The organism is Micromonospora sp. B006, assembly GCF_003408515.1.
Taxonomy (GTDB): domain Bacteria; phylum Actinomycetota; class Actinomycetes; order Mycobacteriales; family Micromonosporaceae; genus Micromonospora; species Micromonospora echinospora_A.
In genome coordinates, this window is the sequence record NZ_CP030865.1 from 2,603,833 (window position 1) to 2,626,818 (window position 22,986).

17 protein-coding genes and 1 pseudogene are annotated in these 22,986 nt (G+C 75.2%); 6 read left to right on the forward strand and 12 right to left on the reverse strand.

Annotation, left to right across the window (positions count from 1 at the left end; all coding sequences use genetic code 11):
* Positions 1–36 precede the first annotated feature (36 nt).
* Both MicB006_RS12440 and MicB006_RS12445 read left to right on the forward strand, forming a co-directional pair.
* Complete coding sequence (locus tag MicB006_RS12440; RefSeq protein WP_116506147.1) at positions 37–1,122, forward strand: DICT sensory domain-containing protein; 1,086 nt, start codon at positions 37–39, stop codon at positions 1,120–1,122.
* Between the two features lie 23 nt (positions 1,123–1,145).
* Positions 1,146–1,855, forward strand: a pseudogene (locus tag MicB006_RS12445) (helical backbone metal receptor).
* Positions 1,856–1,873: 18 nt separating this feature from the next.
* On the opposite strand, the gene MicB006_RS12450 reads toward MicB006_RS12445, so the two are convergent.
* On the reverse strand, positions 1,874–2,572 hold the full coding sequence (locus MicB006_RS12450; RefSeq protein WP_116511387.1) for a CBS domain-containing protein: 699 nt from the start codon (positions 2,570–2,572) through the stop codon (positions 1,874–1,876).
* A 217-nt stretch (positions 2,573–2,789) separates the two neighbouring features.
* On the opposite strand from MicB006_RS12450, the gene MicB006_RS12455 reads away from it, so the two are divergent.
* On the forward strand, positions 2,790–3,371 hold the full coding sequence (locus tag MicB006_RS12455; RefSeq protein ID WP_370013446.1) for a hypothetical protein: 582 nt from the start codon (positions 2,790–2,792) through the stop codon (positions 3,369–3,371).
* A 154-nt stretch (positions 3,372–3,525) separates the two neighbouring features.
* Positions 3,526–3,894: an FKBP-type peptidyl-prolyl cis-trans isomerase gene (locus tag MicB006_RS12460; protein WP_030499930.1), complete on the forward strand. Its 369-nt coding sequence runs from the start codon at positions 3,526–3,528 to the stop codon at positions 3,892–3,894.
* An 85-nt stretch (positions 3,895–3,979) separates the two neighbouring features.
* Here MicB006_RS12460 and MicB006_RS12465 read toward each other — a convergent pair whose 3' ends face one another.
* The gene (locus MicB006_RS12465; protein ID WP_116506149.1) at positions 3,980–4,339 is read right to left on the reverse strand and encodes an anti-sigma factor antagonist; all 360 of its coding nucleotides are present in this window, start codon (positions 4,337–4,339) and stop codon (positions 3,980–3,982) included.
* Between the two features lie 185 nt (positions 4,340–4,524).
* Between MicB006_RS12465 and MicB006_RS12470 the strand changes: the two genes are divergently transcribed.
* Positions 4,525–5,544: an SMP-30/gluconolactonase/LRE family protein gene (locus tag MicB006_RS12470; protein WP_116506150.1), complete on the forward strand. Its 1,020-nt coding sequence runs from the start codon at positions 4,525–4,527 to the stop codon at positions 5,542–5,544.
* A gap of 60 nt (positions 5,545–5,604) precedes the next feature.
* Here MicB006_RS12470 and MicB006_RS12475 read toward each other — a convergent pair whose 3' ends face one another.
* From MicB006_RS12475 to pdhA, 4 genes are all read right to left on the reverse strand, one after another.
* Complete coding sequence (locus tag MicB006_RS12475) at positions 5,605–6,876, reverse strand: Ig-like domain-containing protein (protein ID WP_192900236.1); 1,272 nt, start codon at positions 6,874–6,876, stop codon at positions 5,605–5,607.
* A 554-nt stretch (positions 6,877–7,430) separates the two neighbouring features.
* On the reverse strand, positions 7,431–8,780 hold the full coding sequence (locus tag MicB006_RS12480) for a dihydrolipoamide acetyltransferase family protein (protein ID WP_116511391.1): 1,350 nt from the start codon (positions 8,778–8,780) through the stop codon (positions 7,431–7,433).
* Positions 8,781–8,890: 110 nt separating this feature from the next.
* Positions 8,891–9,895 carry an alpha-ketoacid dehydrogenase subunit beta gene (locus MicB006_RS12485; RefSeq protein WP_116506153.1) on the reverse strand — a complete coding sequence of 335 codons (1,005 nt, stop codon included), beginning with the start codon at positions 9,893–9,895 and terminating at the stop codon, positions 8,891–8,893.
* Entirely contained in the window at positions 9,895–11,094 is a 1,200-nt protein-coding gene (gene pdhA, locus MicB006_RS12490; protein WP_192900286.1) for a pyruvate dehydrogenase (acetyl-transferring) E1 component subunit alpha, read from the reverse strand. Before pdhA ends, MicB006_RS12485 begins: the two co-directional genes overlap by 1 nt.
* A gap of 72 nt (positions 11,095–11,166) precedes the next feature.
* Here pdhA and MicB006_RS12495 point away from each other — a divergent pair, with 72 nt between their 5' ends.
* Positions 11,167–11,673 carry an Lrp/AsnC family transcriptional regulator gene (locus MicB006_RS12495; protein WP_073828474.1) on the forward strand — a complete coding sequence of 169 codons (507 nt, stop codon included), beginning with the start codon at positions 11,167–11,169 and terminating at the stop codon, positions 11,671–11,673.
* Positions 11,674–11,677: 4 nt separating this feature from the next.
* Here MicB006_RS12495 and MicB006_RS12500 read toward each other — a convergent pair whose 3' ends face one another.
* From MicB006_RS12500 to MicB006_RS12525, 6 genes are read right to left on the reverse strand one after another with little or no spacing between them, the layout of a single operon-like run.
* Complete coding sequence (locus MicB006_RS12500; RefSeq protein ID WP_116506158.1) at positions 11,678–12,658, reverse strand: DNA polymerase domain-containing protein; 981 nt, start codon at positions 12,656–12,658, stop codon at positions 11,678–11,680.
* Positions 12,659–12,692: 34 nt separating this feature from the next.
* The gene (locus tag MicB006_RS12505) at positions 12,693–14,765 is read right to left on the reverse strand and encodes an SWIM zinc finger family protein (protein ID WP_116506159.1); all 2,073 of its coding nucleotides are present in this window, start codon (positions 14,763–14,765) and stop codon (positions 12,693–12,695) included.
* 11 nt (positions 14,766–14,776) lie between these two features.
* Positions 14,777–15,889 carry a VWA domain-containing protein gene (locus MicB006_RS12510; protein WP_116506161.1) on the reverse strand — a complete coding sequence of 371 codons (1,113 nt, stop codon included), beginning with the start codon at positions 15,887–15,889 and terminating at the stop codon, positions 14,777–14,779.
* On the reverse strand, positions 15,886–18,195 hold the full coding sequence (locus tag MicB006_RS12515) for a DUF5682 family protein (protein ID WP_116506163.1): 2,310 nt from the start codon (positions 18,193–18,195) through the stop codon (positions 15,886–15,888). Before MicB006_RS12515 ends, MicB006_RS12510 begins: the two co-directional genes overlap by 4 nt.
* On the reverse strand, positions 18,192–19,295 hold the full coding sequence (locus MicB006_RS12520; protein WP_116506165.1) for an AAA family ATPase: 1,104 nt from the start codon (positions 19,293–19,295) through the stop codon (positions 18,192–18,194). Before MicB006_RS12520 ends, MicB006_RS12515 begins: the two co-directional genes overlap by 4 nt.
* A complete protein-coding gene (locus MicB006_RS12525; RefSeq protein ID WP_116506167.1) occupies positions 19,292–22,963 on the reverse strand; it encodes a DUF4132 domain-containing protein in 3,672 nt (1,223 codons plus the stop codon). The genes MicB006_RS12520 and MicB006_RS12525 overlap by 4 nt, the downstream gene beginning before the upstream one ends.
* Positions 22,964–22,986 lie beyond the last annotated feature (23 nt).

Sequence of the window (22,986 nt, forward strand, 5' to 3'; positions counted from 1 at the left end):
GGTGCGCGGCCGCCTCCGTCCCTCTAGGCTCTGCCCGTGCACAGCGGACGGACCCCGGAACAGTTCACCAAACGCAGTCTCGTCGCCCTCTCCCACGCCATCGAGCGGGCCGCGCTCGCCGAGGCCGAGGACGGCCCGCTGGTCGTGTTCGCCCTGTTCCAGCGGCTGCCGTACTTCGACCGGGAGCGCGAGGTCTACCGGCGCGTCGCCGGCCGCGCCGCGGCGACCGTGGTGGCGATGGTCGACGGGCCGCCGCCCGACCTGCCCGAACGCACGTACGGCGTGACGCTCGACGAGACGGAGGAGCTGGCCCGCGAGTGGAGCGTGGTGGTGCTGAGCCCTCGCTTCGGCGCCACCCTCGTGGCGCACGACCGCGCCGACGTGACGCCCGCGCCGACGCTGGAGTCCGGTCGGCTCTTCGAGGGTCGCTGGGGGTTCCGCCGGGACGAGGCGCTGCACGAGGCCATCCGGCTGCGCGAACAACTCGCCGAGCGGCTGCCCGCCGAGGCGCGCACCGCACTGGACGAGGCGATCGCCCGGGTGCGGGACATCCCGGCCGGACCGGGCGAGCCGCGCGCCGAGGCGGCGCTGCGGCTGCTGGCCCGCCGCGCCGACCGGAACACGCGACCGGACACGCCGACCGAGGCGATCCTGGACGAGCCCGGCATGCGCCGGTGGGCCGGCATGGACGGGGTGACGGCCTCCGGCACGCTGCCGGTGGCACTGGTCGGCCTGCGGGTGGACGAGCCGCCCGGCTCGCCGGAACGATTCCTCCGGCGCGGCGCCGCCCGCGAGGGGCACGCCGTGCTCACCGCGATCACCGCCGTGCTGCGGCCGGTCGACCGTGCGCTGCGCGTCGCCGACAACGAGTACCAGCTCCTGCTGCCCGGACTGGACGAGCCGGCCGCGCTGGAGGTGGTACGCCGCCTGCACGACGCGATCGGCGCGCTGGCCCGGTCGTACCCCTTCCTCGCGTACACGATGCACGCCGCGGTCGGGGTGACCACCCGGCGGCCGCTGCCCACTGCGGACCTGCGGGCCGCTGTCGACTGGGCGGCGCGCAAGGGCCTGCCGGTGGCGGGCCTGCCGGCGGAGACGGCAGACGCCGCTCCGGCTCGCTGACCTTCGGTACGAGGGGAGACGCCGTGCGGGTCGTGTCGCTGGTGCCGTCGCTGACCGAGGCGGTGGCGGCCACCCGCCCGGAGGTGCTGGTCGGGGCCACCGACTGGTGCACCCACCCGGCCGGGCTGGACGTCGCCCGGGTCGGCGGGACGAAGTATCCGGACCTGGACCGGGTGCTCGCCCTGGAGCCGGACCTGGTGCTGCTGAACGAGGAGGAGAACCGGCTGGCCGACGCCGAGGCGCTCCCGCGGCCGGGGTGCCGGTCCAGGTGACCTTCCCGCGTACCGTGCCGGAGGCTCTCGACCAGCTCGGCGAGCTGGTCGTCACGCTCGGCGCGACGGCCGAGCCGCCGTGGCTGACGGCGGCCCGCCGCGCCTGGGCGGCCCTGCCGGCCCCGGAGCGCGTCCGCACCGCGGTGGTGCCGGTGTGGCGACGCCCCTGGGTGGTGCTCGGCCGGGACACGTTCGCCGGGGACGTGCTGGCCCGGCTCGGTGTGGTCAACGGCTGGGCCGGGGACGCCGAACGCTATCCCCGGCCCGGCCTGGACGAGCTGCGCGCCCGCTCGCCGGAGCTGGTGGTGCTGCCCGACGAGCCGTACCGGTTCACCGCCGACGACGGGCCGGAGGCGTTCCCGGGGGTGCCGGCGGCGCTGGTGTCCGGCCGGCACCTCACCTGGTACGGCCCGTCGCTGGCCGAGGCGCCGGCGCTCCTCGCCGCCCAGCTCGCCGGCTGACGGCGCCGCCCGGCGCGCTCAGGCGACCGGGGTGGCGTGCACCGGGTCCAGCTCCATCAGCGTGGTGTCGTCCAGGTCGTACCCGATCGCGTTGTGCACGGCGACCACGCCCGCGACCTGTCCGGCCAGGCGGCCGGCGAGCTCGACGGCGCTGCGCCGGTCCAGCCGTCCGTCCATGGTGACCTCGCCGCCGCGCACCTGCACCGTGACCAGCCCGTCGCGTACCGACAGCACCCGGCGCAGCACCTCGTGCACCACCTCCTCGCGGATCTCCGCGTCGGTGCGCAGGTGCACCCGGAGCAGGTCACCGCGGGTGACGATGCCGGACAGCCGGCCCAGGTCGTCCAGCACCGGCACCCGCTTGACCGCCTCGCGGTCCATCAGCCGGGCCGTCGCGGCCAGCGAGGCGCGTTCGTGGGTGGTTACCGGCGGGGCGGTCATCAGGTCCCCGGCCACCAGCGCGTCGGCCTTCTCCCGCGCGGTACGGCGCCGCCGCCCCTCGAACACCCGGCGCTCGTCCGGGTGACCGGCCCGCTCCACCTTGTGCAGCAGGTCCGCCTCGGAGATCACGCCGAGCACCCGGTGGAACGAGTCGACCACCGGCACGCCGCTGATCCGCTTGCGCACCAGCACGTCGACGATCTCGCGGTACGGGGTCTGCTCCGTCACCGCCGCGACGTCCCTGGTCATCACGTCGGCCACCTGCCACGTCCTCATCACGACCTCCTCGTGCCGGGCCTTCACCTGTGACGATAGGCCGCCGCAAACGCCCTGTTCAGGGGCGGCGGACCGGCGGGGACGGGCCGACCGGACCGGGTACGGACGGGACCAATGACCCGGTCACCAGGGCACCGGTCGGCCCTGCTCCGCGACGCCGCGCGGCGGTGGAATGAATGTGCCACCGGGAAGCGCGGTGCGAGGCACAGGAAGGGACGTGGAGACCATGACCGCGACAATCGAGCGGACCCCCGCCGTCAAGCGGACCCCCGCCGCCACCACCGCTCCGGCGGCGCACATCGAGACCACCCGCCAGAAGGCCACCCGGTACGTGTGGGCCGGGCTACGGCTCGCGCTGGGCTGGATCTTCCTCTGGGCCTTCCTCGACAAGATGTTCGGCCTCGGCCACGAGACCGCCGCGAAGAACGCCTGGATCAACGGCGGCAGCCCGACCAAGGGCTTCCTGGGCAACGCGGTCGAGGGCCCGTTCGCGGACCTCTACGGGAACATCGCCGGCGCGGCCTGGGCGGACACGCTGTTCATGCTCGGCCTGCTCGGCATCGGCGTGGCGCTCATGCTCGGCATCGGCATCCGGATCGCCGCCGTCGCCGGCGGACTGCTCCTGGTCCTGATGTGGACGGCCGTGCTGCCCCCGGCGAACAACCCCTTCATGGACGACCACCTCATCTACGCGGGCCTGTTGGCCGGTCTCGCCCTGGTGGGCGCCGGCAACACCCTCGGCCTCGGCCGGATCTGGGCGAAGCTCCCCCTGGTCCAGCGTCTCCCCTGGCTGAAGTGAACCAGCCCGCTCCGGGGCGGGCGTCGCCGAAAGGCGGCGCCCGCCCTCTTCTCGTGTCCCCGCCACGCCGTTGTGCGGGGACCGGCGCGTATCGGCCGGTCGCGATCCGGCAGGATCGACTGTGACCACACCGTCAGCACCGAGGAGACCGTTCATGGACAAGCCCCAGGTCGGCCCGATCGAGGGCGCGCCGCCCGCGGATCTGGTCGTCGAGGACATCACCGTCGGCGACGGCCCGGAGGCCCGCCCGGGCCAACTGGTGAGCGTGCACTACGTGGGCGTGGCCCACTCGAACGGCCGCGAGTTCGACGCCTCGTGGAACCGGGGTGAGACGTTCGAGTTCCCGCTCGGCGGCGGCCAGGTCATCGCCGGCTGGGACCAGGGCGTCGTCGGCATGAAGGTCGGCGGCCGACGCAAGCTCACCATCCCGCCGCACCTGGGCTACGGCGCCCGCGGCGCCGGCGGCGTCATCAAGCCGAACGAGACGCTCGTCTTCGTGGTGGACCTGCTCGGCGTGCGCTGAGCGTCAGCCGTTCACCGGGTCGTCGGCCACATGCCGGCGGCCCGGTCCGCGCTCAGGCCGGGTGCGCGCTCGGGCCGCCGCTCGCTCAGGCCGCGGCGCAGGTCACCAGCTCGCGGGAGCGGTCGGAGCGACGCACGGGCAGGACCCGCTGCAGGCCGGTAACCCGCAGCACGCGGGCCACCACCGGGTCTGGGTCGACGAGCACCAGCTCGCCGCCGCGGGCGCGCACGCGCAGGTGGGTGGCGACGAGGGCGCGGACACCGGCGGCGGACAGCAGCCGCACGCCGGACAGGTCGACCCGCAGCACCGGTCGCGCCGGCGCCGCCCAGAGCGCGGCCCGGAACGCCGCCACGGTGGCGATGTCGATCTCGCCGACCGGACGCAACTCGACCACGTGATCGTGCACGTCCGTCGTCACGTGGAAGCGGTCGCCCGTGTGTCCCATGCGCCCAAACCTACCCGCGCCCTCCGACATTTCCCGACGTCGCGGCGGGGGTTCCGGGTAGCGCCGGGGTACCGACCCCGAGCCGTCTCAGGGTCATCCCGCAGCCACCGCGCCACGCCGCGCGGGACGTGGCGAAACGCCGTCGGAGACTGCCGTCCGGGACGGCTCGGGGCCACAATGAGCCGATGGCCGTCCCGCGCCCGCGCGCCCCACTGCTGATCCGGCCGGTCCGCGAGCCGGCGACCGTGCCGCCGCCGCTGACCGGGCCCTGGGCGCCCGAGGACACCCGGCTCGACCGGGCCGACCTGCTGCCGTTGCCGGCCGGCGGGCACGGGCCGGAGGACGTCGTCGTCGACGCCGACGGCCGGGTGGTCAGCGGCGACGAGGACGGCCGGCTCTGGTGGTGGCCGGCCGACGCGCCGGCCGGCACCCGGCCCACGCTTCTGGCCGAGACCGGCGGACGGCCGCTGGGCACCGAACGCGACCCGGCCGACGGCGGACTGCTCGTCTGCGACGCGTACCGGGGACTGCTGCGGGTGGACCCCGCCGGCGCGGTGCACGAGCTGACCGGGACCGCCCCGCCGGTGCACCTGGCCGACAACGCGGCCGTCGCGAGCGACGGCACCGTCTACTTCACCGACTCCTCCGACCGCTTCCCGCTGTCGCACTGGAAGCGGGACCTGCTGGAGCACCGGCCCAACGGACGGGTGCTGGCCTACGACAGGCGCACCGGGCGCACCGACGTGGTAGCCGACGGGCTCTACTTCCCCAACGGACTGGCGCTCACCCCGGACGAGTCGGCGCTGATGCTCGCCGAGACCGCCACCCACCGGCTGCTCCGGGTCGACCTGCCGGGCGGGCGGGCCACAGTGCTGACCGACCTGCCGGCGTACCCGGACAACATCTCCGCGGTGGGTGACGGGACGTACTGGGTCGCGTTGCCCAGCCCTCGGCTGGCGGCCATGGAACGGCTGCTGCCGCATCCGCGCGTACGCCAGATCGTCGCGCTGCTGCCCGGCGCGGTGCAGCCGCGGCCGCGCCGCTACGGGCTGGTCGCGCTGGTCGACGGCACGGGGCGGGTGCTGCGGACGCTGCACGGCCCCAGCGGGGCGTACCCGATGGTCACCGGCGTGCGGCAGCACGGCCGCCGGCTCTGGCTGGGCAGCCTGACCGCGACCGGGGTGGCCCGCGTCGACCTGGACTGAGCACGGCATGGGGCCGGCCCGCGCGACGCGGGCCGGCCCCGGGGCCGTTCCTCCCCTGGTTCAGCCGCCGCTGTTGCTCCGCGAGGGGGCCGGGGCCGGTGACGACCCGCCGGCCACCGCGCCCGGATGCGGCGTGGCGCTCTGCGTGGGCTTCAGCCCCGCCGGTACGGGCAGCGCGCTGCCCTTGGCGAACTCGTCCCAGCTGACGTTCCAGGCGGTGAAGCCGTTGCCCTGGTCGAGTTTCACCTCGGTGCCCCGCACGGTGACCAGGTCACCGACCTGCGTGATGCCCATCAGCCAGTCCGCGGCGGTGGCCGAGACGTTCGTGCAGCCGTGCGAGACGTTCGTGCTCCCCTGGTCCCCCTCCGACCAGGGCGCCGAGTGGATGAACTCGCCGCCCCAGGTCAGCCGCTGCGCGTCGTCCACGTCGACCACGTAGCCGCCGTTGGGCTCGCCCCGGGTGTCGAACGTGGTGTGCTCGTGCTTCTCCATGATCACCATGGTGCCGCTGGACGTCGGCGTGCTCGCCTTGCCGAGACTGACCGGGATCTTCTTGAGCACCTTGCCGTCCTGGTAGACGGTCATCTGCTTGGTCTCGTTGTCGATGTCGAGCGTCATCTGCCGGCCGACCTTGGCGGTGGCGACGCGGTCCGAGTCGCCGATCGTCTCCTTGCCGATGGGCAGCCCCTGCAGCGCGCTGCGTACGCTGATCTTCGTGCCCGGCTTCCAGCGGTCCGGCGCCCGGTACTCCGCCTGCTTGCCGTCGGCCACCCACGACCAGGTGCCCGGCTGCGGCGGATCGGTCTTCACGAACAACCGGCGCTGCACGTCCGCGCGGGCCTCCTTCGGAATCGGCGGGTCGAATCCGAGCACGACCGGCATCGCCGTCCCGTACGTCTGATTCGGCTGGAAATACAATTCGCTGGTGACGGCCGGTTTGGTGGATTTGGCCATCGTCGTGAACGTCGTCTTCTGCGTGGCGGTCTTTCCCGAATCGCCGGTGGCGGTCACCTCCGCCGTGTACGTCCGGGAATTGGCCAGCGGCCGGTCCGGCACCCAGCCGGAGCCGTCCTCGCGCGGCTGGGCCGGCACCTGGTTGCCCTTGTCGTCGGTGAGCTTCACCGCGGTCACCTTGCCGTTGCTGACCGTCGTGCCCACCTCCGCGCTGATCGGCACGCCCTTCGTGCGATCGGCGGGTGTCACGGTGACCGACGGCGGTGCCGCCTCGGCCTGTTTCCCCACCGACTTCGGGCCGGCGGTGCACGCGCCGACCGCCAGCGGCGCGGCTGCGACGGTCATCGCGAAAAGCGTCAGTCGGCGCCTCGCAAACATATTTCGCCCCCCATTTCCGAACCCTCTCGCCCACATTCTGTAGGCCCAGGATCACGCCGTGGCACCTTCGGCGGAATTGCTCGGAAAAGGCTGCGGAGAATCGTGCCGGACAGGTAATTCCCGTCCCCGCTTGCGCCCCACGCGCCCTCCGCCCGATTCCCCACCCCTCACCCACCGCCCGGCGCGCCCATGCCCGTCGATCATGAAGTTGGCAGCGAACGGCGTCCGTTTTGCCCCCGTCAACCTCATGATCGATGGACGGAGGAAGGCGTGAAGGGTCCGACCCGTCGAGATCTTGGTACGAAACGGCCCTCATAGGGGCACTTTCCTACCAAGATCTCGCCGGATCCCATCAACGGTCCCGCAAGAAGGGCAGCGCTGGACGGTCTCGCCCTCGCCACCGGCACCGCTGCGGCGATCTTGCGGTTGCGGCCCTGGAGAAGGGTGCGAATCGGGCACATCGAGGGCCGCAAGTGCAAGATCGCGAGCGGGCGGCGGGGACGCGCGCGGCCCCGGCCCTCAGGGAGGAGGGCCGGGGCCGGGAGCCGGAGCGGTCAGACGTTGGCGACCAGGAGGGCGGGCTGCTCGACGCAGTCGGCGACGTGGCGGAGGAAGCCGCCGGCCACCCCGCCGTCGCAGACGCGGTGGTCGAAGGTGAGGCTGATCTGGGTCACCTTGCGCACGGCGAGCTGCCCGTCCACCACCCACGGCTTGTCCACGATCCGGCCGACGCCGAGCAGCGCCGCCTCCGGGTGGTTGATGATCGGCGTCGAGCCGTCCACGCCGAACACGCCGTAGTTGTTGAGCGTGAACGTCCCGCCGGTCAGCCGCGCCGGGGGCAGCGTGCCGGCCCGGGCCGCCGCGGTGGTCTCGGCGAGCGCGGCGGCCAGTTCCCGGGTGGTCAGCCGCTGCGCGTCACGCAGCACCGGCACGACCAGTCCCCTGTCGGTCTGCGCGGCGATGCCCAGGTGCACGCCCGCGGACTGGATGATCCGCTGCCCGTCGGTGTCGACGTGCGCATTGAGCTGCGGGAACTTCCGCAGGCCGCTGAGGCAGATCCGGGCCAGCAGGGCCAGGATGCTCACCGGTGCCTCCGGCGCGGCGGCGTTGATGGCGGCGCGCGTCTCCAGCAGGCCGGTGGCGTCCACGTCGACCCAGATGGTCACCTCGGGGATCTCCCGCCGGCTGCGGGAGAGCTTGTCGGCGATGACCTTGCGGATGCCGGTGAGCGGGATGACCGTGTCACCGTCGCCGGCCGGGGCGAGCCCGACGTGCGCGGCCGGAGCGGCCGGCACCGCGGCCAGCCGGGCCGCCGGAGCGGGAGCGGCCACGGCGGCGTCCAGGTCGGCCCGGCGGATCACGCCGCCGGGCCCGGTGCCGCGCAGCGACGCCAGGTCGATGCCGTGTTCCTTCGCCAGCCGCCGCACGATCGGCGAGATGACCAGCGGCGCCGCCGCCGGTCCGCCGGTCCACGCCGCGTCGGACGCGGGGTCCGTCGAGGCGGACGCGCCGGGCTCGGGGGCCAGCGCCAGCCGCGGCCGACGCCGCCGCCGGCCCGAGCCGCCGTGGCCGGTGCCGTAGCCGATCAGGACGTTGCCGGACCCGGCCCGCTCCTCCTCACGGTAGGTGGCGTGCGGGTCGGGGGCGTCGTCGAGCGGGGCGATGGTGATGAGCGGCTGGCCGACCGGGCGTACCTCACCGGCCGCGCCGTGCAGGGCCACGACCCGGCCGGCGTACGGGCACGGCACGTCGACGACGGCCTTGGCGGTCTCCACCTCGACCACGCTCTGGTCCACGGTGACCACGTCGCCGACGGCGACCCGCCACTCGACGATCTCCGCCTCGCTCAGTCCCTCGCCCAGGTCGGGGAGAAGGAAGTCGCGGGTCCCCACAGCCGTGCTCATGCCGTGCCTGCCGGGCATGGCCTCACGGCCCTCGCTCCGCTCGGTGCGTTCGCTCATGCCGCGCTGACCGAGCATGCCCTCACGGCCCTCGCTCCGCTCGGTGCGTTCGCTCATGCCGCCACCCACCGCGTGTCGGGCTGGTCGTCCCACTGCAGGCGGGCCACGGCGTCCAGCACCCGGTCGACCGAGGGCAGGTGGGTGTGCTCCAGCATCGGCGCCGGGTACGGGATGTCCAGCCCGGACACCCGCAGCACCGGGGCGTGCAGCGCGTGGAAGCAGCGTTCCTGCACCCGGGCGGCGATCTCGGCGCCGACACCGGCGAAGCCCTGCGCCTCCTGGATCACCACGCACCGGCCGGTACGGCGTACCGAGGCGGTGACGGTGGCGTCGTCGAACGGCACGATGCTGCGGACGTCGACGACCTCCAGGTCCCAGCCCTCCTCGCGGGCGGCCTCGGCGGCGGCCAGCGCGACCGGCACCGCCGGGCCGTACGCGATCAGCGTGGCGTCGGTGCCAGGGCGGCGCACCACGGCGGTGCCGATCGGCGCGGTACGGGCCGGCAGGTCCGCCTCGGCGCTGGTGAAGTAGAGCTTCTTGGGCTCCAGGAACACCACCGGGTCCGGGTCGTCGATGGCGGCTCGCAGCAGCGAGTACGCGTCGTCCACGGTGGCCGGGGTGACCACCTTCAGGCCGGGGGTGTGCGCGTAGTACGCCTCGGACGAGTCGCAGTGGTGCTCGACGCCGCCGATGCCACCGGCGTACGGCACGCGGATGACGATCGGCACGCTGAGCGCGCCGCGGGTGCGGTTGCGCAGCTTCGCCACGTGCGAGGCGATCTGCTCGAACGCCGGGTACGCGAACGCGTCGAACTGCATCTCCACGACCGGCCGCAGGCCGGACATGGCCAGGCCGACGGCGAACCCGACGATGCCGGCCTCGGCGAGCGGGGTGTCGAAGCAGCGCTTGTCGCCGAAGCGGGCCTGCAGCCCGTCGGTGATCCGGAAGACGCCGCCGAGCTGGCCGACGTCCTCGCCGAAGACGAGCACCCGCTCGTCGTCGAGCATCGCGTCGGCGAGCGCGGCGTTCAGTGCCTTCGCCATGGTCATGGTGGCCATCAGGCGTCCCCCTCCGCGTCGGCGGCCAGCTCGGCCCGGACCATCTCGCGCTGCTCGACCAGTTGCGGCGTCGGCTCGGCGTACACGTGGTCGAACAGGCTCAGCGGGTCGACGGTGGGCTGGGCGTCCATCCGGCGGCGCAGCGCGGCGGCGTACTCCTCGGCCTCCGCCGCGATCGCCGCGACGGCGGCGTCGTCCAGCACGCCCCGGGCCCGCAGGTACGCCTCGAGCCGGGCGATCGGGTCGCGGTCGCGCCACGCCTCGACCTCCTCGGCGTCGCGGTAGCGGGTCTGGTCGTCGGCGTTGGTGTGCGGCTCCATCCGGTAGGTGTGGGCCTCGATCAGGTACGGGCCCCTGCCGGCGCGGGCGTGCGCGACGGCGCGCTCCAGCACCGCGAGCACGGCCACCGGGTCGTTGCCGTCGACCTGCTCGCTGGGTACGCCGTAGCCGACGCCCTTGTACGCGAGGCTCGGCGCGGCGGTCTGCCGGGACAGCGGCACGCTGATCGCGTACTTGTTGTTCTGCACGAGGTAGACGACGGGGGCCTTGAACACGGCGGCGAAGTTGATGCCCTCGTGGAAGTCGCCCTCGCTGGTGGCGCCGTCGCCGATGAACGCCAGCGCCACTGTGTCGCGGCCCTGGTACGACTCGCCGTAGGCCAGTCCGGCGGCGTGCACGCACTGGGTAGCGAGGGGCGTGCACTGCGGCGCGGTGTGGGTGACGGCCGGGTCGTAACCGCAGTGCCAGTCGCCGCGCAGCAGCGTGAGCACCTCGACCGGGTCGATGCCGCGCGCGGTGAGCGCCATCGACTCGCGGTAGGTGGGGAACACCCAGTCGGTGTCGCGCAGCGCGAGCACGCCGCCGATCTGGCACGCCTCCTGGCCGCGCGCGGACGGGTAGACGGCGAGGCGGCCCTGCTTGGTCAGCGCGGTGGCCTGCACGTCGAAGCGGCGGCCGACGACCATCCGCCGGTACATCTCGCGCAGCGTGTCGACCGGCGGCTCGGGGTAGTCGTCGCGGGCCGGCAGCGGGGTGCCGTCGGGGTTCAGCAGCCGGACGGGTTCGCGCTGCGGCATGAGGCCGGCCGACGGGTCGGGTGCGGCCGGGGTGGCCTTCCGGCGGGTACGCGGGGATGCCCTGCGGACCGCCTGGGGTGTGGTCGTCACGGCGGGGACCTCCTGGACGTGTGGTGGCCCTATGCTCCCGGTCGTGGATGATTGACTCAACATGCGGGATGAACGCGGGACGAATGGCACGGAAGGGCGGCTGAGGTGAGCCAGGAGACCGGCGCCACACCGGGCGCGGCGGGCGGAACGGGACGTTCGGCCGGGCCGCTGGACGAGGTGGACCGGCGGATCCTGCGCGAACTGGTCCGCGACGCCCGCACGTCCATCCGTACGCTCGCCGAACGGGTGCACGTCTCGCGCACAAACGCGTACGCCCGGGTGGAGCGGCTGCTGCGCGACGGCGTGCTGACCGGGTTCACCGCACGGGTCGCGCCGGAGCCGGCCGGGCTGGGCACGTCGGCGTACATCGCGCTGACCATCGAGCAGAACACCTGGCGGGAGGTCTCCGCCGAGTTGGCCCAGGTGCGCTACATCGAGCACGCGGCGCTGCTCAGCGGCGAGCACGACGTCCTCGCGCTGGTCCGGGCGCCGGACAACGCGACGCTGCGGGACGTGGTGCTGGACCGGGTGCAGAGCATCGCCGGGGTGCTGTCCACACGTACCTGGCTGGTGTTCGAGGAGTTCGACGGCACCCAGAGCCCCTGGGACTGACCGGTCAGCGTTCCGGCGGCGGCTCCAGCCCTTCGGCGTCGGCTCGCTCCAGCAGGGGTTCCAGCGAGTACCGCCGCCCGTCCAGCCCGGCGTGCGGGTCGCCGCGCCCGGCGAACCGCGCGGGCATGCTGAGCACGTCGAAGTCCTCCGGCCGGGCGTCGTCCAGCTCGGACCAGTCCAGCGGCGCCGAGACCAGCGCCGCGGGTGTCGGCCGGATCGAGTACGCCGAGGTCATCGTGTGGTCGCGGGCCATCTGGTTGTAGTCGACGAAGACCGGCCGGTCCCGCTGATCACGCCACCAGGTGGTGGTGACCAGGTCGGGCAGGCGGCGCTGCATCTCCAGGCCGAGCGCCAGCACCGCCCGCCGGCACTCGCCGAAGCTCCAGCGCGGCTCGATCGAGACGTAGACGTGGATGCCGCGCCCGCCCGTGGTCTTCGGGAAGCCCTCCAGGCCAAGCTCGGCCAGGAACGCACGCACCTCGTGCGCCACCGGCACGACCTGCGCGAAGTCGACACCCGGCATCGGGTCGAGGTCGATGCGCAGCTGGTCAGGGTGTTCCACGTCGTCCTTGGACACCGGCCACGGGTGGAACCGCAGCGTGCCCAGGTTGGCCGCCCAGATCACCACCGCCAGCTCACTCGGGGCCACCTCGTCGGCGGTACGGCCACTCGGGAACGTGATGTGCGCGGTGCGCACCCAGTCGGGCGCGCCCGCCGGGAGCCGCTTCTGGTAGAACGCGTCGCCCTTGTTGGTCTGCCGGGTGGCCACCTTCGCGCCCTCGAACACGCCGCGCGGCCAGCGTTCCAGCATGGTCGGCCGGTCCCGCAGCGCACGCAGGATGCCGTCGCCGACGGACAGGAAGTAGCGGACCACGTCCAGCTTGGTCAGCCCGCGCTCCGGGAAGTAGGGCTTGTCGGGGCTGGAGACGCGGACCAGCCGCTCCCCCACCTGGATCTCCTGCGCCGCCGTGGTCGCCACCGTCACACCGTAGCGATCCTTCCCGGCCGCGGGGACCGGCTCACCGGGACTCCGCCGTCACCGACAACCGGACCCAGGCGTCCACCCAGGCCCGTACCGCCGGTTCGCCGGGGTCAGCGCCGAGCGCCAGGGCCAGGCCGGACAGGGCCGCGCCGCAACGGTCCAGGCCGACCCCGGCGAGCCCGGCCGCCGTCGCGCGCAGCCGGTCCGGGAAGCCGGCCGGCAGGTGCCGCAGGCCGGTGTGCGCGGCCTGGGCGAGCAGCGCCGACGCCGTACCCAGCGCCGCGGCGACCGGGTCGGGCCGGGCGTCGACCGCGCCGGCCAGCCGCCCGTCACCGGCGCCGGGCGCCAGATCGGGTACGACCACCGCGTCGGCGACCACCGCCAGCGGCTCGACCACGAGTCCGTCGGCGCCCCGGCGTACCGTTCCGCTGACGTAGCGCGGCGGCCCGTGCGTACCGTCGAGCGCCGCCGCGAGCGCGTCGAGTGCGCCGGGTGCGGCGGAGTGGTGGGTCGCGGTGACTGTCGCCGTGCCGCCGTCGGCCCCGGTCACCGTGGCGTCGAGGCGCTGTTCGCCGGCCGCGTACCCGATGGCGCGGACCTCGCCCAGCGCGAGCACCCGCACCGACTCGGCGGCGGCGCGCGGGCGCAGCAGCCGGGGTGGTCGCGCCGCCAACTCGGCGGCGAGCGCGTCCGGGTCGCGGGCCAGCAGGCCGGGTGGCAGCCCGGACCACTCTCCGGCGCCGGGGGTCACAGTGGTGCGGGCCAGCCGGCCGGCGGCGAACCGGAGCTGGTGCGCGGCGCTGCGCACCGCCGACTCGGAGACCACGTTGCCGGTGGCCAGCGCGCCGAGCGTGGCGCCGGTGACCCGCCGTCCGGCCAGCTCGTGCCCGGTGGGCGGGCCGTCATCGGTGACCGGGTAGGTGCGCCGCAGCACCAGCACCGAGACGGCCGCCGGGTGGGCGAGCACCACGTCCACGGCTGTCTCCCCGGCGCTCTCGCGGACCCGGGCGCCGAGACCGGTCAGCCGCAGCCGCCGCAGCGGTGTCTCGGCCGGCTCGTGCGCGCCGAGCACCCGCTCCGCCGGTGTCGCGCCCGCGTTGACCACCGCGCGCCGCCGCGCGGGCAGCTCGGCGAGCAGGTCGGCCAGGGTCTCCGGACGGTACCGGGCGCCGCGCGCGGCGTACGCCTCCAGTTGCCCGGCCAGGTCGTCCACCGCAAGCAGCGGCCAGCGCAGCCCGGCCGCGTCGAGGTCGCGCCGGACCGCCGCCAGCCGGGCGTCCGTGCCGGAGCCCAGGTGCGCGGCCCCGGTCAGCAGCACGTCGGCGGCCAGCGTCACCGCCTCGTCCAGCGCCGCCAGGTCCGTCACGGTGGCCGGTCCGCCGACACGTACCTGCGCCTCGGGGCGGTCCGGGTGTTCCCGGTCGGCCGCCCGGCACGCCCACACGGCGAGCGCGATCGACTCTCCGCCGTCGTCGGCCGCGTCGCCGCGCGCGTACCCGATCTGCCCCGGCACGAGGAATCGGACCGTGCCGGTGGGCAGCTCCACGCGCGGGACCGGGTCGGCGGCGTCGGGCCGGTGGACCACGGCGGCGTAGCCGCGTCGCAGCCGTCGCTTCGCGGCGGCGAGCGCGGGCGCGCCGATCGCCGCGGCCAGTTCCTCGTCGGTGACGTCGCCCGGCGACCACCGCCACGGCTCGCCACCGGCCCCGGCGTCGTCCCGGCCCGGCTCGGCGTCGTGGCCCGGCTCGGCGTCGTGGCCCGACGCGACGTCCGGCACGGCCTGCCGGTCCGGCGCGGCGGGCTGGTCCGGCGCCGCCTCGCGGCCGGGGACGTCGGCGTGCGTGCGCTGGTAGGTCAGCACGACCGCGAGCAGGTGCCGGCACACGCCGGGCGCCGGGCAGGAGCAGGTCCCGGCCGCGAGGCCGCCGCCCACGGGCAGCGTCACCGTCACCCCGTCCGGGTACGCGGCGCGCACCGCGCCGTCGGTGTCCTCGGTGAGCGCCGGCCGGTCGCCGGCGTCGACCTCTTTGGTGGCGCGTTTCACCAGGCCCCTGTTGCTCAGCGCGGCGAGCACGTCCGGGGTGAGCGCGATCAGGTCCTCGCGGGTCATGGCGGTCCCCCCTACCGGCCCACGTGCTCGGCCACGAACGCGGCCAGCTCGCCCGGCGTCATCGCGCCGACCGCCGCGCCCACGTCGGCAAGCCGCTGGGCGGTGGCCCGGTCGTACGCCGGGTCGGCTTCCTCGTCCAGCGCGGCCAGGGCCAGCACGTGCGTGCCCTGCTCCACGAGCTGCTGCACCGACCGGACGAGACGCCCGGCGTTGCCGCCCTCGTAGAAGTCGGACACCAGCGCGACGATGGCGCGGCGCGGGTTCTCCACGAGCTGCGCGCCGTACGCGACCGCGCGGGCGATGTCGGTGCCACCGCCGAGCTGCACCTTCATCAGCAGCTCCACCGGGTCGTCCACGTCGGACGTCAGGTCGACCACGTCGGTGTCGAAGGCGACCAGGTGGGTCCGCACGCCGGGCAGCCCCCACAGGCAGGCGGCGGTCACCGCGGCGTGGATCACCGAGCCGAGCATCGAGCCGGACTGGTCCACCAGCAGGATCACCTGCCAGCGGTCCAGGTGGCGGCGGGTACGGGAGAAGAAGTGCGGCTGCCGGACGTGCAGCCGGCGCTCCCCCGGCTGCCAGTGGGCCAGGTTCGCCCGGATGGTGCGCCGTACGTCGAAGTTGCGGGCCTGCCGGAACCGGCTGGGTCGTCGCGCCCGGGGACCCGAGAACGACTGCCGCACCTCCGCGGCCAGCCGCTCGACGAGTTGCCGCACCACCGCCTCGACAAGTTTCCGGGCCAGCCGCAGCACGTCCGGGTTCATCAGATGCTTGGTGCGCAGTACGGCGCGCAGCAGCGCCGGGTTCGGCTCGACCCGGGCCAGCACCGCCGGGTCGGTGACGACGTCGTGGATGCCGTACCGCTCGACCGCGTCCCGCTCCAGCCGCTGCACCGTCTCCTTCGGGAACAGCCGGGTGATGCCGTCCAGCCAGTCCACAGTGGTCAGGATGGACGGGCCGGACCCGCCCCGCCGCACGTCGCGGCGGCCGAGTTCGGCGTCGCGCCCGTAGAGCCAGTCCAGTGCCGCGTCCCGGCCCGCCGCCTCGGCCGACAGGCCGCCCAGGCTGTCCTGCGCGGCGTCGCCGAGCACCAGCCGCCAGCGTTCCCGCATCGGGTCGCTCACGTCCCGTCCCCCTCCCACAGCCCTTCCCGGATCAGCACCGCGTCGACCCGCTCCTCCACCGCGCGGGCGGCTGCCACCAGCAGCGGGTCCGCGTCCAGCCGCAGCAGGTCACCGGGCGGCGCGTCGCCGCCGTGCAGCGCCTGCACGTGCCGGGCCACGGCCGCCCGCTCGCGCGGCGGGAACCAGCCGAACGCCTGCCGCAGCGCCGGCAGCGCCACCAGGAAGTCGTGCGCGCCCATCCCGGCCAGCAGCGCGTCGACGACGGTGAGCAGCGCGGCGTCGCCGGCCACCACCTCCTCCCGGGCCAACGCGAACAGCCCGGACAGCCAGTCGCCGAGCGTGTCCGGCGCGGCCACGGCCCGGACCGCCCGGGAGGCGTCCGGCACGTCCCCGAGCGACCAGGCCAGGCCCAGGGCCGCGCCGCGCAGGTCCGGCGGGGCTGCCGCGTCGGCCGCTACCCGCCCGGCCACCGCCAGCGCGTCGTCCCGGTCGAGCCCGAGCGCCGGGCCGGCATGGCGGATCGCGTCCCGGACCGCCACGAGCGCGACCAGGCGTCCCGGGTCGGCCGGCCCGGCCGCCGCCCGTACGCCCTCGACAAGCCAGAGCGCCCGGCGTACGGCGGCGGTGATCAGCGCGCCGAGCGGGGCGGTCCCAGCGCTGCCGAGCAGCCGGTCGTGCCGCCACAGGGCCAGCGCAACGGCCAGCGCCCGGCCCAGCGCCCGCAGGTCGGTGACCGAGCCGGTGGCGCGGGCGATCGCGGTGAGGGTCCGGGTGGAGTGCTCGGGCAGCCCGGCCAGCGCGGTGTCGAACAGCGTCGTGGCGAGCGCGTCCACATCCGCGCCGAGCAGCGTCACCCGCTCCTCGATCCGGGCGGTGACCGCGTCGGTGACGGTCGGCCCGTACCCGCCGGCCTCGATCACCCGGGCGAGCCGGTCCGCCGACGGCGCGGGCGACCAGCGTTCGGTGAGCAGCGCGTCGGCGCCCACGCGCGGGCCGCGCTCACGGACATGACCGGGTACGTCGAGCAGGCGCAGCCGGTGCAGCAGGCGGCTGCGGGCCAGGTCGCCGGTGTCGGTCAGGTCCAGCTCGACCGTCTCGTGCGGGTCTATCCGGTGCCGTTCCAGCTCGGCGTCGACGTCGTGCACGAGCGGCGGCAGCGGCGTGCCCGGGTGCAGGCGGCCCACCCGGTCACCGCTGAGCGCGGCCACCATCTCCACCACCACCGGGTGCGCGCCGGGCGCCAGGGTGCCCCGGGTCGCCCACGGCAGCGGCTGGTCGAGCGCGTCGGTGACCAGCGCGGACACCAGCCCGTCGAGCACGTCGACGCGGCCCGGGTGGGCGTGGCCGCGCAACCGGGCCAGACCACCGGCCATCGTCCGGGCGGCGATCAGGTCGGCGGCGGAGACGGGCTGCCGCCGGGCGCGCAGCCGGGCCGCGACCGCCTCCGTGAGCGCCTCCGCGGCCCGGCGGGGACCGTCCTCCCAGACCCGCTGGTAGTACGCCGGGGACGGCATCCCGGACTGGTAGCCGACGAACGCGTCGAGCCGCCGGAACGAGTACGGCACGAGGTAGCTGCCCGCCACCGCGTCGGGCGCCGGGGCGGGCACCTCCGGCCAGTCGTCGTACTCCGGCCCGTCGTCCCCCGCCCCGGCGGTGAGCCGGACCAGGGCGGGACGGTGGAAACCGCCGGTCACCACCAGCACCGGGCGGCCGGCGGCCCGGCGCCGGGCGGCGCGCACCCAGCGGGCCATGTACGCCTCCCGGGCGGTGTCGTCCTCCCCGGCCGCCGACTCGCCGCGCAGCACGTCGAAGTACGTGTCGAGGCGCTCGGCCAGCCCGTCGTCCGGGCCGATCTCGAACAGGTGGTCCCAGAGCGCGTCCACGTTGTCCACTGCCAGGGTGGCGCAGAGCCGCCGGACCGCCTCGGCGTACCGCTGGTCGGCGTCGGCGTACCGGTTGGCGCGGTCGCTCAGCGCGGGATGCCACGCGGGCAGGTCGATGAAGCGCAGCTGCGCGCCCACCTCCCGGCCTGCGGTCAGCGCCACCCACTCCGGCGAATACGCGCAGAACGGGCTCCACGAGGCGTGCCGCCGCGTGCCCTCGCGGTGCGCGGTGAACACGGCGATCGGCAGCTCGTGGTCTCCCAGCAGCTCGTCCATCCGCCCGTTCAGGTCCGCCGGCCCCTCCACCAGCACGTACGCCGGGCGCAGCCGCGCCACGGTGGCCGCCACCAGCCGCGCGCAGGCCGGGCTGTGGTGCCGGACGCCGAGGAACGTGACGCCGCCGGGCGCCTCGACGGCGCTCACCCGGGCAGCAGGTGCCGGGCGTCGTGCACCGCCCGCCACTGCGCGCCGGAGCGGCGGGACACCTGCTGCTCCAGGTAGCGCCGCAGCCGGGCCAGGTCCTCCGCGTCGTCCTTCGCGGCGGTGCCGGCCAGGCAGGCGACCAGGTCCGCGGCGTCGCCCGGCTCCCCGCGCAGGAACCAGCCGCGCAGCCCGACCGCGTGCGCCACCGAAACCGCCTCGGCGGTGCTCATCACCGCGGACAGCCGCTCCATCGCGTCGCCGCGTTCGGTGATCCCGGTCCGCAGCTCCCGGAACGTGGTGACCAGCACCTCCAGCAGGTCCCGCCGGGGCGGCGCGGTCACGCCGGAGCGGCGCAGCAACTCGCCCGCCTCCGCCTCCACCAGTTCCAGCTCGGTGCCGAGGTCGGGGATCGGGAAGACGGTCTCGAAGTTGAACCGCCGCTTCAGCGCGGCGCTCATCTCGTTGACGCCCCGGTCCCGCGTGTTCGCGGTGGCGATCACGTTGAAGCCCTCGCGGGCGAACACCATGGCGTCGGCACCGGGCAGCTCCGGAATGGCGAGCACCCGGTCCGACAGCGGGGAGAGCAGGCAGTCCTGCACCTCCAGCGGACAGCGGGTGATCTCCTCGAAGCGGACCACCCGCCCCTCGGCCATGCCGCGCAGCAGCGGCGCCGGCACCAGCGCACGGGGCGACGGGCCGTCGGCGACCAGCAGCGCGTAGTTCCACGAGTAGCGGATCTGGTCCTCGGTGGTGGCCGCGCCGCCCTGGATGGTGAGCGTGGAGTCGCCGCTGACCGCGGCGGCGAGCAGCTCCGACAGCAGCGACTTGGCGGTGCCCGGCTCGCCGACGAGCATCAGCCCGCGGCTGGTCGCCAGCGCCACCAGAGCCCGGTCGATCAGCGACGGGTCACCGACGAACTTGCGCCGGATCCCGGCCGCCGGGTCGCCGAGGATGAACCGGCGCGCGGCGCGCAGGCTCAGCCGCCAGCCGGGCGGGCGCGGATCGCTGTCGTTCGCGGCCAGCGCGGCCAGCTCGTCGGCGTACCGCACCTCGGCCGGAGGCCGCTGCGCCCGCTCGGCGGCCGGGTCGAGCGCGGTCACCGGGTCACCTCCGCCAGGTCGCGCAGCACCTCGGAGACGGTGACGTCGTCCAGGTCGCCGAGGCGGACCTTGCCGCCGCGCTGGAACCAGTCGCCGTACGGCACGTCGTTGACCCAGATCGCCTCGATCTTCTGGTCGGGGAACATGTCGACGATCCCGACCGCGATGCCGGGGTCGAGGTCGATCACGACGGCCCGGCCGCCGGGGACCTCGCGCTCCAGCCAGCTCTGGATGCCGGCGTCCTGCGGGGCGCCGCGCCGCCAGCCCCGCCGTTCCAGGCTGAGCAGCCGCCCGGCCGGGACCGTGACGCCCATGTGCCGGTGCAGCAGCTTCTCCGTGCGCTCGGCCTCGTCCAGCCGGTGCACCTCGCGGCCGAGCTGTGGGAACGGCTGGAGGATCTCGTAGTCGGCGAAGACCTCCGCCCAGGCCGGCACCGCCGTGCCGAGGCGCAGCGGGTGCGCGATGGTCACCGTCGCGTCGTCCGGCAGCGTGTACGTCTCGTCGTCGACGTCGGCGAGCGTGCGGTCCTCGGCGACCCGAAACGCGGCGCCCACCTGACCGGCGTCGTCCACAGGGGCCCAGACCAGCCGGCGCACGACGTGCCACAGCAGCGGGTGGGACAGGAAGTAGCGGCGGAAGTCCGCGGCCGGCCAGCGCCGCCCGGTCACCATGGCCGACTCGAAGCGGCGGATCTGATCGGCGGCGAGCGTGCGCACGTCCTTCTTCAGGCCGGCGAAACGCTTGTGCGCGGCGGGCGCAAGCGTCGCGTCGTCCCGGGTGCCGGGCTTGGGCAGGTCCTTGCGGCGGGCCCCCGAGCCGTCCACCACGTACGGCTTGAGCTGCTCGTCGAAGCCGACTGTGAACCGGCGCGGCCCGTAGTCGAGGACCAGGCTGCCGTCGGCGTCCAGCCCGAGGTCGGGCACCAGCCGGTCGCCGAGCTGCTCGGGCGTCAGGCCCAGCCCGTCGGCGACCTCGGTGACCTTGCGCGCCGCCTGCTCCCGCAGGCCGCGGAACTTCACCTTCTGCGAGATGCCGTACAGGTGCATCAGCGCCACGTCGGTGCCGATCTGCGCCAGCACCTCCAGGCCGGTCACCGCCCGCGTGTGCTGGCTCTCGCCCGGCCAGGCCCGGACCAGCGGCGCGAGCCGCCGCGCTGTCGAGTCGTCGCCGAGCAGGCCGAGCCCGGTGAACGCCCAGCCGTCCTTCGACGGCGCGCCGGCGCCCTGCCAGCACTCGAACAGCGCCCAGGCGAACTCCGCCAGGGAGTCGGTGTCGCACGCCGCGCGGACGATCTCCACCCCCGGGTACGGCTCGCCGGGCGAGGAGATGGCGAGCATCGTGCAGAGGTGGCGTACCGCGTCGGCGGGCAGCGCCGCCGAACGGTCCCGCAGCAGCACCTGCGGCAGCACCGCCGGGTCCAGCCACGCCGGCAGGCTCGGCATCCGGGCCGGGAGCTGAGCCAGCGGGTCCGCGTCGAGCATCACCGTGGCGGCGGCGAGCGCCTCCTCGCCGTGCTCCCGGGCCACGCCCAGGAGCAGGTCCCGGTGCTCCGCGGCGACCAGGCGCAACGCCCGCTCGGCGGCCCGGCGACGCGGGCCGGGCGTACCCAGGGCGGCCGGCAGCAGCGCCCGCACGGCGTACTCCGGGTGCCGCCGCAGCCACGAACGGGCGACCGGGCGGACCGTCTTGAGCCGGTCGAGCCAGTCGGCCATCAGGTCGGCGACCTCACCGTCGGCGTACGGCAGCAGCACCTCGCCGACGCTCTTCGGCGCGGTACGGGCCAGGTGCAGCGCGGCGGGCAGCGCGTCCAGCTCGTAGCGCCCGGCGAGGCGGAGCATCCACCCGTCGGCGCCCCAGGACTCGTCGGGCCGCCAGCCGGGCAGCAGCGGCCGGGCCAGTTCCTCGCCCGCCCGGACGAAGAAGTGGATCGCGGCGTAGGACCCGGCCCGGCCGGCGGCGACCTCGGCGGCGAGCACCGTCAGGTCGTCGCCCCGCCAGTAGCCGGACCAGCCGGGCACGATCGCGGCCCACCGCTCCCGCTCCCCCGGCAGCCAGGCCGTCGCGGAACCGGTGGGCCGGTCCAGCCCGCTGAGCACCGGCGGGGCGGATCGCGTCCGGCGGACCGACCAGGGCGGCGTCACCAGCACCGGCGGCAGGCGGTCCGGTCCGGCGACCGGCAGCGCCGAGGCGCTGTCGCGGACCTGCTCGATCCGTTCCCGCTGCGCCGGGGTCAGCACCGGCAGCGCCGCCTCGACAGCGGCCGGGCTGGCCAGCACATGAGCACGCAGCAACGTGGCGGCCTCCCGCGCGGCCGGGGTGCGCCCCTCGGCGGCGGCGGAGAGCAGGCGCACGCCGCGCACCGGGAAGCGGCGCAGGATCTCCGTCACCGCGGGCGGGACGTACTTGCGGTCCAGCCGGTCGAGCAGCGCCGCCATCGGCTCGTCACCGGGCAGGGCCGCCAGCAGTGACACCAGCCGCTGCCGCGCGTCCGCGCCGCTGTGCTCGTGGTCGAACCACTCGGCCAGCACCGGCGCGATCGGCGATCCGACCGCCGCGGTGGCGGTGACGATCGGCGCCATGTCGTACATCAGCCGGTAGACCGTCTGCTGCCCCTGAAGCGCGTGGACGGCGTCCACGTCGTCGACCGCGCAGAGCAGCAGCTCCGCGAGCAGCGGACCCCCCTCGCGCGCCACGTCGGCGACGTCCCGGGCCACCCACTCCCGCTCGGTCGGCAGCAGGAACGAGGTGATCGCCCGCGCCGACAGCGGCCCGGACCGGTACGGGGCCAGCGCGGCGCGGGCCGCGGCGTAGTCGACGTCGCCGGCCGCTGCGAGGTGCGCGCGGACCCGGCGCAGCACCGACCGGCGCAGGCGCCAGTGGATGTAGTTGTGGGCGTTCGTCGCCTCGGTGCGGCTCAGCGGAAACGAGGGCACCGATCCGGCGGCCACGGTTATCTGCTCGGTCGCGGCGACCGCCGCGCCGGCCGGGCCGAGGTCGGCGACCAGCAGGTCGGCGAGGGCGTGCCCCTGCTGGTCGCGCATCCGATAGTCCAGCGCCGCGCCCACCGCCGCCACCAGCGCCGCCCCGCCCAGCGGACCGGGCCGGCCGTCGAGGTAGCCACGCAGCGCCGGGCCCAGCTCCGGATCGACGGAGGCCCGTGCGGTGGAGGCGGCCTGGCCGGCCAGCGACTCCAGCAGTTTCTGCCCGGCGGCGCGGCCTTTCGCGGCGGACGGCAGGGCCGGGCCGGGTGTGCCGTCCCGGCGCGGGATCAGCATCCGCCGCCAGCCGGCCGGGACCTCGAACGCGTCCTCGTCCGGCAGCTCACCGGCGGGCGACGGCGCCCCGGCCGGGTCGTCGCCGGCCGAACCAGCGCCGGCCCGATCGGCACCGGCTGCTTCCGGGTCGTGGCCCGGCGCAGTCGGCTCGGCGGCGGGCGCTCCGGTGTGCCCGGCGGAAGGCGCGACTGTCGTCTCGGCGTACCCCTTGCGCAGTTTCTCCGCGATCAGCCGGTCGGCGTGCGCGGCGGCCTCGGCCGGCGAACCAAGCTCCTTGACCTGGGTGCGGCCCTGGGAGCCGATGGATCCATAGCGGACCGTCACCGTCGCGTCGCTCTGCCCGACCTCCCAGAACTTGGCCGAACCGCCGCCCACGAACTCGAATCTGCGCACACCGTCTCCTTGATCGCCCGCAG

What these genes read in the sequence shown, in the direction of transcription:
- MicB006_RS12485 (WP_116506153.1), bottom strand. Translation starts at nt 9,895, where the DNA reads ATGGCCACCATGACCATGGCGAAGGCACTGAACGCCGCGCTCGCCGAC.
- MicB006_RS12475 (WP_192900236.1), bottom strand. Translation starts at nt 6,876, where the DNA reads ATGTTTGCGAGGCGCCGACTGACGCTTTTCGCGATGACCGTCGCAGCC.
- MicB006_RS12470 (WP_116506150.1), top strand. Translation starts at nt 4,525, where the DNA reads ATGGCCGTCCCGCGCCCGCGCGCCCCACTGCTGATCCGGCCGGTCCGC.
- MicB006_RS12480 (WP_116511391.1), bottom strand. Translation starts at nt 8,780, where the DNA reads ATGAGCACGGCTGTGGGGACCCGCGACTTCCTTCTCCCCGACCTGGGC.
- MicB006_RS12505 (WP_116506159.1), bottom strand. Translation starts at nt 14,765, where the DNA reads ATGACCCGCGAGGACCTGATCGCGCTCACCCCGGACGTGCTCGCCGCG.
- MicB006_RS12460 (WP_030499930.1), top strand. Translation starts at nt 3,526, where the DNA reads ATGGACAAGCCCCAGGTCGGCCCGATCGAGGGCGCGCCGCCCGCGGAT.
- MicB006_RS12465 (WP_116506149.1), bottom strand. Translation starts at nt 4,339, where the DNA reads ATGGGACACACGGGCGACCGCTTCCACGTGACGACGGACGTGCACGAT.
- MicB006_RS12450 (WP_116511387.1), bottom strand. Translation starts at nt 2,572, where the DNA reads ATGAGGACGTGGCAGGTGGCCGACGTGATGACCAGGGACGTCGCGGCG.